Here is a 6974-nt window from a genome sequence, read left to right on the forward strand (position 1 = left end):
AGTAAGCGGTAAACGGCCCCGTCCCGCAAGCCCACCCTTATGTCCTTCCGGTGAGCATGCAGCCATCGCATGCCTGTCGCGGCGATTATCAAACCATCCAGTCTATTAATCTGGATTGACCATCTGTCGGACAAGGCGCATTTTGCGTTTCAATACTGGACTGTCCAGTTCCGAAAATATCCAGACCAGGAATAGACCCATGAACAGGAAGATCGCCTTGGCGTTGGCCGTGCCGCTGCTGCTTGCCGGTACCTATGGCGGCTGGCATTGGTGGTCCGTGGCGCGGTTTCAGGAGGCGACGGACAACGCCTATGTCGAGGCTGACATCACCATGATCAGCCCGCGCGTCGAAGGCTATGTCGGCGCGGTGGAGGTGGTGGAAAACCAGATGGTGCAGGCGGGCGACGTGTTGCTGCGCCTGGATGACCGCGACCTGGCGGCCAAGGCCGATCAGGCCCGCGCCCGCCGCGATGCCGCCGCGGCATCCATCGCCAATATCGACAGCCGCCTGACCCTGTCCGGCGCCCTGATCCGTCAGGCAGATGCCGGTGTCGCCGCCGCCCAGGCCGAACAGCGCCGGGCCGGCGCCGATGCCCAGCGCTATACCGCCCTTGCCACCCGTGAGTTTGCCAGCCAGCAGAAACTGGCCACCACCCAGGCCGACGCGCAGAAGGCCGGCGCCGCCCTGACCAAGGCGCAGGCGGCCCTGACCGCCGAACGCGATCAGCTGTCGGTCCTGTCCACCGAACGGGCCAAGGCTGAAGCAGCGCTGGAGGAGGCGAACGCCGCCCTGGTGCTGGCGGAAAATGACCTGGAGAAAAGCGTGATCCGCGCCCCCATCGCCGGTGTGATCGGCAGTTCCGGGGCGCGGGTGGGGCAGTTCGTAAAGGCCGGGACACAGTTGATGGCCCTGGTCCCCGTCCAGGACGCCTATATCACCGCCAATTTCAAGGAGACCCAGATCGGTCGCCTGCGCGTGGGCCAGCCTGTGGAACTGTCCATCGATGCCTATCCCGGCATGAAGGTTGAGGGCCGGATCGACAGCCTGTCGCCTGCATCGGGCGCGCAGTTCAGTCTGCTGCCCCCGGAAAACGCCACCGGCAACTTCACCAAGATCGTGCAGCGCGTGCCCGTGCGCGTGGCCCTGCCCAAGGATGGGCCGCTGGCCGGCCGTCTGCGTCCCGGCCTGTCGGTGGAGGTCAGCGTGGATACCCGTCATGACGGGCGTGACCTGATCGGCATCGCCAAGGCCGACACGGCCATTCCCCAGCAGGTCGCGGTGCGGCCATGAGCAGTACCGCCGCCACGCTGGACAGTATCCCGGCTGTAGAGCCGCCGCCCATCACGGCGGGCATATCGAAGCGGACCCTGGTCGGTTTCGTCGCCATGGTGTTCGGCATGTTCATGGCCATCCTGGATATCCAGATCGTGGCCAGCAGCCTGCGCCAGATCCAGGCCGGCGTGGCGGCCAGCGCCGATGAGATTGTCTGGGTCCAGACCAGCTATCTGATCGCCGAAGTCGTGATGATTCCGCTGTCGGGTTACCTGACGCGGCTTCTGTCCACCCGTGTGCTGTTCACGGCGGCGGCGCTTGGCTTCACCATCACCAGCATGCTGTGTGCTCAATCCTCCTCGCTGGAGGAACTGGTGCTGTGGCGTACCTTGCAGGGCTTTATCGGTGGCGGGATGATCCCCACCGTGTTCGCCACCAGCTTCACCGCCTTTCCCCCGGCCCGCCGCGCGCCCGTGACCGTCGTCATCGGTCTGGTGGCCACGCTGGGCCCGACGGTCGGGCCGACGCTGGGCGGGTTCCTGACGGAGCAGTTTTCCTGGCACTGGCTGTTCATAATCAATCTGCTGCCGGGCCTGGCCGTGGCGGCCATCGTCTGGACCTGCATCGATATCGACAAGCCGAACTTTTCCCTGCTGAAAGGCATCGACCTGCCCGGCATCGCCCTGATGGCCCTGTTCCTGGCCAGCCTGGATTATGTGATCGAGGAAGGTGCGCGGGAGCAGTGGTTTCAGGATGAAACGATCCGCGACTTCGCCCTGCTGGCCCTGATTGCCGGGATCGGCTTCTTCTGGCGGGTCCTGACCTATGAAAAGGCCATTGTCGACCTGAGCGCCCTGCGCAATGTGAATTTCGCCATGGGTTCCATCTATGGCTTCGTCATCGGCATCGGGCTTTATGGCTCGGTCTATATGCTGCCGCTCTATCTAGGGCAGGTGCGCGGCCTGAATGCACAGCAGATCGGGTCGACCATGGTGGTGACGGGCATCTGTCAGTTCCTGTCGTCCCCCATCGCCGGTATGCTGTCTTCCAAGATGGATGTGCGCAAGGTGCTGGCCATCGGCTTCACCCTGCTGGCCACCAGCTTTTACATCTCCGTCCCTGTCACCGCCGACTGGCAGTTCGACCAGCTGCTGCTGCCGCAGATGATCCGGGGTGTGGGCCTGATGTTCTGCATCATCCCCATCACTTCGCTGGCCATGGGCACCCTGCCGGCGCATCAGGTGCCCAATGCCTCCGGCCTGTTCAACCTGATGCGCAATCTGGGCGGCGCCTTTGGCCTAGCCGGGATTAATACCCTGATCACGGAGCGTATGGCCCAACATGGCCGCGTGCTTTATGACTGGATCGACCCGACCCGGCCTGAGGTGCAAAACTTCCTGTCCGGTGTCGGGGTGCGGGTGGCGGATGCCACGGGGGCAGATCCGGTCACCGCCGGTCTGCCGGTGCTGGCCGCGACCATCCAGAAACAGGTGACGGTGATGACCTTCTCCGATCTGTTCCTGGCCATGGGCGTGGTCTTCACCCTGGCGCTGCTGACCCTGCCCTTCGTGAAGCGGCCCGTGATGCGGGGCGCTGCCGATCTGGGCGGGCATTGAGGGATGGAGTGTGTCATGACGGTGAGCATGGTGGTGGCCGACGACGTACGCGAAGGGCGCCGGGGGGCCGGACGGCCCCTGGACATGACCAAGCGCGACGCCATCCTGGACGCCGCCGAGGATGTCTTTGCCCGCGAAGGTTATGGCGCCAGCATGGACCGCGTGGCCGAGGTGGCGGGCGTATCCAAGCAGACCATCTACAAGCATTTCTCCGCCAAGGACCGGCTGTTCGATGCCATGGTGGTGCGCCGGTCGGAACGCATGACCGAACCCGTCACCATGGGCGATCCCGCCGCCCCGCCCGCCGAGGTGCTGACCAATCTGGGTCTGCGCTTTCTGGAACTGATGGTGGAAGGGCAGTTGAACTGTCTGCTGCGCACCATGCTGTCGGCGGGGGCGCAGAGCGATATGTCCGGTCATTTCTATCAGACCGGTCCCGCCGTCTCCCTCTCCCGTCTGGGTTCCTATCTGAAGCGCCAGCATGATGAGGGGCGGTTATCCATCCCTGATCCGATGCTGGCCGCGGAACAGTTTTTCGGTCTGATGAATGGCCATGTGCAGCTGCGCGGCCTGCTGGGTGTCCTGCCCGCGATGGGTGATGCGGAGCGGCAGGCACGGGTGGATGCGGCGGTTCGGGTCTTCATGGCCGCCTATGGGCGCTGAAAAAAGCGGCTGAAAACAGCAAGGGGCGGCCCCGTCGGGACCGCCCCTTGTTCTTTATCGCCACCCGTTCCCGGTTCAGGCCGTGCGGCGCAGGGTCGGGCTTTTATGGGGCTGGATCAGGTCGGACAGCTGTGCCGCCAGTTCCCGGCCCCGGTCGGTCAGGGTGATGATCTTGCGCCGGCGCTCACGCGGGTCTTCCTCTGCCTGCACCAGATCGTGACCGGCCTTGCCGAAGCTGTGCCACTTCGACAAGGCGGCCACGTTGCGGGAGGCAGAGGATTGCGCGATGCCCAGACGCTCCGACAGGTCACGGATCGACAGCCCCTCATTCTGCGCGATGGTCAGGAATGACAGCGCATATTGAATGGGCAGGTCGGGATCCAGCGTGCGGAGCGCTTCCAGAACGCGGACCAGCGGGTCCAGCGTTTCAGGATGCCATGCGGCGGTCCCTGGATTGGTAGGCATCGTGGTGACGGCCATCGTTTGTGGGTCCCCTGGCCACCGGGCGCCAACGGCCCGGCGTATAAATCACATGGAGGCGGCCAAGCCAGATCAGGGTTTCGCCATTCTCGCGCCGAACTTCATAGCCGCGCGTGCGTGGGGCGTCCCGATGGGGCCGCGCGGTCAGTTCAAAGAATAATTTCGGGCCGTTGCCCAACGACATGAAGAAGCTCATCACTGCCCTCGATTGTTCGGAAGATCGTTTGTTGGTTGAGGGGGATTTGTCGTGCAGAGGTCATGCAGCCGGTACCGCGCAGGCCGTGCCCACGCTGGGTACCGGTACGATTAAACAGATTATCCATAGAAAATTCTCCTCTTGGCTGGGGGGTGGCGGGATGGGTTCAGAGGGATTTATCGCCGAAGGACGGGAAGGTTGCAAGGAACAATCTGTCCCTGTATTCCGTCAGTTCCGAGATCGGATGAATGCGAAACGAAAAAGGCCGTCGGGCCTGTCGCGCACCCCGCTCCAGCGCGTGGCGGGTATCGGCATCCAGATCGCGCAGAATCACATCCGGCAGGTCGGGATAGGGGCGGGGGATCGGGGTCAGAAGCCGGGCAAGCCGCGCCGGCAGGGTCAACATGAACATCACGGGTCATCTCCGGTTCGGGTGGGCTTAAACCATCCGATATCGGATATGATCCGTCAACATGCATAACCCTCAGATCAGATCACCCATATCCAGCGTGCCGGTAAAGCCCGTGATGTTGACGATGAAATCGTCGGTGCTGAAGACCGAGCCGGCTGTGGCGCCGGTGACGATCAGGTAGGTCTGCTCGCCATAGCTGAACAGGCCCGCCGTCAAGGTGGTCTTGGCCAGGGGGCCGGTGGAGAACAGGGTGAAGATGGCGGCGGCCAGGCTGGTGCCGGTCAGCGCCGTGGTGCCGTCCAGCACGGTTTTCACGGTGAAGGGCAGGTCGAACCTGTCCTGCCAGTCGCCGCCCGTACTGCCCAGGTCAAGATCGGTGATCCGGTCCATGATGGCGGCGGTCAGGGTGCCGCTGCCACGGCTTTCAATGACGGAGGCATATTGGAACAGATCCTTGTCCGCCCCGCCCGTCAGCACATCGACACCACTGCTGCCCACCAGCGTATCGACGCCCGCGCCGCCGACCAGCGTGTCATTGCCGTTGCCGCCATTCAGCCGGTCGGCGCCATCACCGCCGGTGATCACATTGTTCAGCGCATTGCCGGTACCGGTGAAACCCGCGCTGCCGGTATAGGTCAGGTTCTCAACCTCGGCGCCCAGGGCATAGCGCACAATCCCGCTCATCACGGTATCGGTGCCGCCGCCCGTCGCTTCCGTCACCACATCGCCGGTGGCGTCGATGATATAGACATCGTTGCCGGCCCCGCCGATCAGCGTGTCATTGCCGGTGCCGCCATCCAGCGTGTCCGCCCCGGCCCCGCCCGTGATCTTGTTGGCCAGCGTGTTGCCAAGCCCGGTAAAGGCAGCACTGCCCTTATAGGCCAGGTTCTCGACATAGATGCCCAGGCGATAGCTGGCAAGCGTGGTCTGCACCTCGTCCGTGCCGCCCAGGTTCAGTTCGGTGACCTGATCGCCTTCATCATCGACCACATAGATATCGTTGCCGGTGCCGCCGGCCATCACATCGACACCGGTGCCACCGTTCAGCAAATCGTTGCCCGTGCCGCCCGACAGCGTGTCGTTGCCAGCTCCGCCCAGCAGCGTGTCATTGCCGTTATAGCCCCAGATGACGTTGTCCAGCGCGTTGCCCGTGGCGATCTGGCTGGCCACGCCGGTGATCATCAGATTCTCGACATTGTCAGGCAGGGTATAGCTGACCAGGGTATAGACCGTGTCGGTGCCTTCCCCGGCATTTTCCGCGACTTTGTCGGTGGTGGCATCCACCTCATAATGGTCGTTGCCGATGCCGCCCAGCATCTCATCGACGCCCAGCCCGCCGCGCAACAGGTCGGAACCGCCGGCCCCCACCAGCACATCATTGCCGGACCCACCGATCAGCAGATCGGCGAAGGCACCGCCGGTGATGGCATCATTGCCATTGCCGCCATCGACGGAGGCGGAGCCGTTGGCGCCGATGGTCAGCCGGTCGGCGGTTGCCGTGCCCTTGCCGGCCTCGAACTCCGCCCGCAGACGATAGATCACCACCTCGTTGGGAGCCATGGCGGCCAGGGCAGTGGCGGTAAGGGTGGTCTCTGCCGTGATGTTGCCGCGTCCGCGATTATCGATCAGCGTCAGGCCACCATCCACCGTGCCCGTCACAATGAAGGTATGATCGGTTTCGCCCGCGCTGGCGCTGGGCGTCCAGTTTAGGCGCACAATGTCGCCGGCGCGCAGGCTGCTGGTCCAATCGTCCGGCGGGGTGCCCACAAAGGCACCGGCCAGCAGCCAATGGTCGTTCTGGGCACGGGCATTGATCAATTCATAGCGCACAGCAGCCAGCACGCTGCCCCGTGTTTCGCCATCGGCCACGAAGAAGGAATTGTTGGCCCCTTCGGCGATGGTCGCAACCTCGCGCACAAAATCCATATCGGCGGCGGCACCCACGGCCAGCCCCAGATTTGACCGGGCAATGGCCACAATCTCGGCGGCGCTCAGCTTGCCGGCCTGCGCGCTGGTCTTGACCATTTTTGTCTGCCAGTCGGCCATCACATCCTCAAAGCTGCCCCCAAGTCCGCCGGGGGCACAGGTCTTGGACTATAGCAGAACTAGATAAAATGCGAACAATCACCCCTGCAATTAAAAAACCCCCGCCCGGTTTCCCGGACGGGGGAGCAGGCTGGAACTGCCCGATGAAGCTGTGGGGGAACTGAAAACCGCTTACTTGGCGGCGATGGTCACGGTGACGGTGTCGGCATAGTCGCCGGCGATGTACTGGTCGGAGGCGGCGATGGTGACCTTCAGGTCGGACTTCTTGCCGAACTGGGCGGTGGCGCG

General features: G+C 63.7%; 7 protein-coding genes. 3 read left to right on the top strand and 4 right to left on the bottom strand.

What is annotated here, in order from left to right:
• Positions 1-199 precede the first annotated feature (199 nt).
• From ACT6Q8_RS17055 to ACT6Q8_RS17065, 3 genes are read left to right on the top strand one after another with little or no spacing between them, the layout of a single operon-like run.
• The gene (locus ACT6Q8_RS17055; RefSeq protein ID WP_444733118.1) at positions 200-1291 is read left to right on the top strand and encodes an HlyD family secretion protein; all 1092 of its coding nucleotides are present in this window, start codon (positions 200-202) and stop codon (positions 1289-1291) included.
• Complete coding sequence (locus ACT6Q8_RS17060) at positions 1288-2889, top strand: DHA2 family efflux MFS transporter permease subunit (protein ID WP_444733119.1); 1602 nt, start codon at positions 1288-1290, stop codon at positions 2887-2889. Before ACT6Q8_RS17055 ends, ACT6Q8_RS17060 begins: the two co-directional genes overlap by 4 nt.
• Positions 2890-2904: 15 nt before the next feature.
• Positions 2905-3552 (top strand): TetR/AcrR family transcriptional regulator, encoded by a 648-nt coding sequence (locus ACT6Q8_RS17065; RefSeq protein WP_444733120.1) that lies wholly within the window; start codon positions 2905-2907, stop codon positions 3550-3552.
• A gap of 75 nt (positions 3553-3627) precedes the next feature.
• Here the strand turns inward: ACT6Q8_RS17065 and ACT6Q8_RS17070 are convergent, their stop codons facing one another.
• The 4 genes from ACT6Q8_RS17070 to ACT6Q8_RS17085 all read right to left on the bottom strand — a co-directional run bounded on the left by ACT6Q8_RS17070 (position 3628) and on the right by ACT6Q8_RS17085 (position 6686).
• The gene (locus ACT6Q8_RS17070) at positions 3628-4032 is read right to left on the bottom strand and encodes a MarR family winged helix-turn-helix transcriptional regulator (protein WP_245924303.1); all 405 of its coding nucleotides are present in this window, start codon (positions 4030-4032) and stop codon (positions 3628-3630) included.
• A 149-nt stretch (positions 4033-4181) separates the two neighbouring features.
• Positions 4182-4355 (bottom strand): hypothetical protein, encoded by a 174-nt coding sequence (locus ACT6Q8_RS17075; protein ID WP_156344821.1) that lies wholly within the window; start codon positions 4353-4355, stop codon positions 4182-4184.
• Positions 4356-4394: 39 nt separating this feature from the next.
• Positions 4395-4634 (bottom strand): hypothetical protein, encoded by a 240-nt coding sequence (locus ACT6Q8_RS17080; RefSeq protein WP_444733121.1) that lies wholly within the window; start codon positions 4632-4634, stop codon positions 4395-4397.
• Between the two features lie 78 nt (positions 4635-4712).
• Positions 4713-6686 (bottom strand): bluetail domain-containing putative surface protein, encoded by a 1974-nt coding sequence (locus ACT6Q8_RS17085; RefSeq protein WP_444739408.1) that lies wholly within the window; start codon positions 6684-6686, stop codon positions 4713-4715.
• Between the last annotated feature and the right edge of the window lie 288 nt (positions 6687-6974).

The organism is Niveispirillum sp. (assembly GCF_052437035.1).
Taxonomy (GTDB): domain Bacteria; phylum Pseudomonadota; class Alphaproteobacteria; order Azospirillales; family Azospirillaceae; genus Niveispirillum.

Excerpts from the sequence above, each read along its gene's own strand:
- ACT6Q8_RS17055 (WP_444733118.1), top strand. The coding sequence starts at position 200 with ATGAACAGGAAGATCGCCTTGGCGTTGGCCGTGCCGCTGCTGCTTGCC.
- ACT6Q8_RS17060 (WP_444733119.1), top strand. The coding sequence starts at position 1,288 with ATGAGCAGTACCGCCGCCACGCTGGACAGTATCCCGGCTGTAGAGCCG.
- ACT6Q8_RS17065 (WP_444733120.1), top strand. The coding sequence starts at position 2,905 with ATGACGGTGAGCATGGTGGTGGCCGACGACGTACGCGAAGGGCGCCGG.
- ACT6Q8_RS17070 (WP_245924303.1), bottom strand. The coding sequence starts at position 4,032 with ATGGCCGTCACCACGATGCCTACCAATCCAGGGACCGCCGCATGGCAT.
- ACT6Q8_RS17075 (WP_156344821.1), bottom strand. The coding sequence starts at position 4,355 with ATGGATAATCTGTTTAATCGTACCGGTACCCAGCGTGGGCACGGCCTG.
- ACT6Q8_RS17080 (WP_444733121.1), bottom strand. The coding sequence starts at position 4,634 with ATGTTGACCCTGCCGGCGCGGCTTGCCCGGCTTCTGACCCCGATCCCC.
- ACT6Q8_RS17085 (WP_444739408.1), bottom strand. The coding sequence starts at position 6,686 with ATGGCCGACTGGCAGACAAAAATGGTCAAGACCAGCGCGCAGGCCGGC.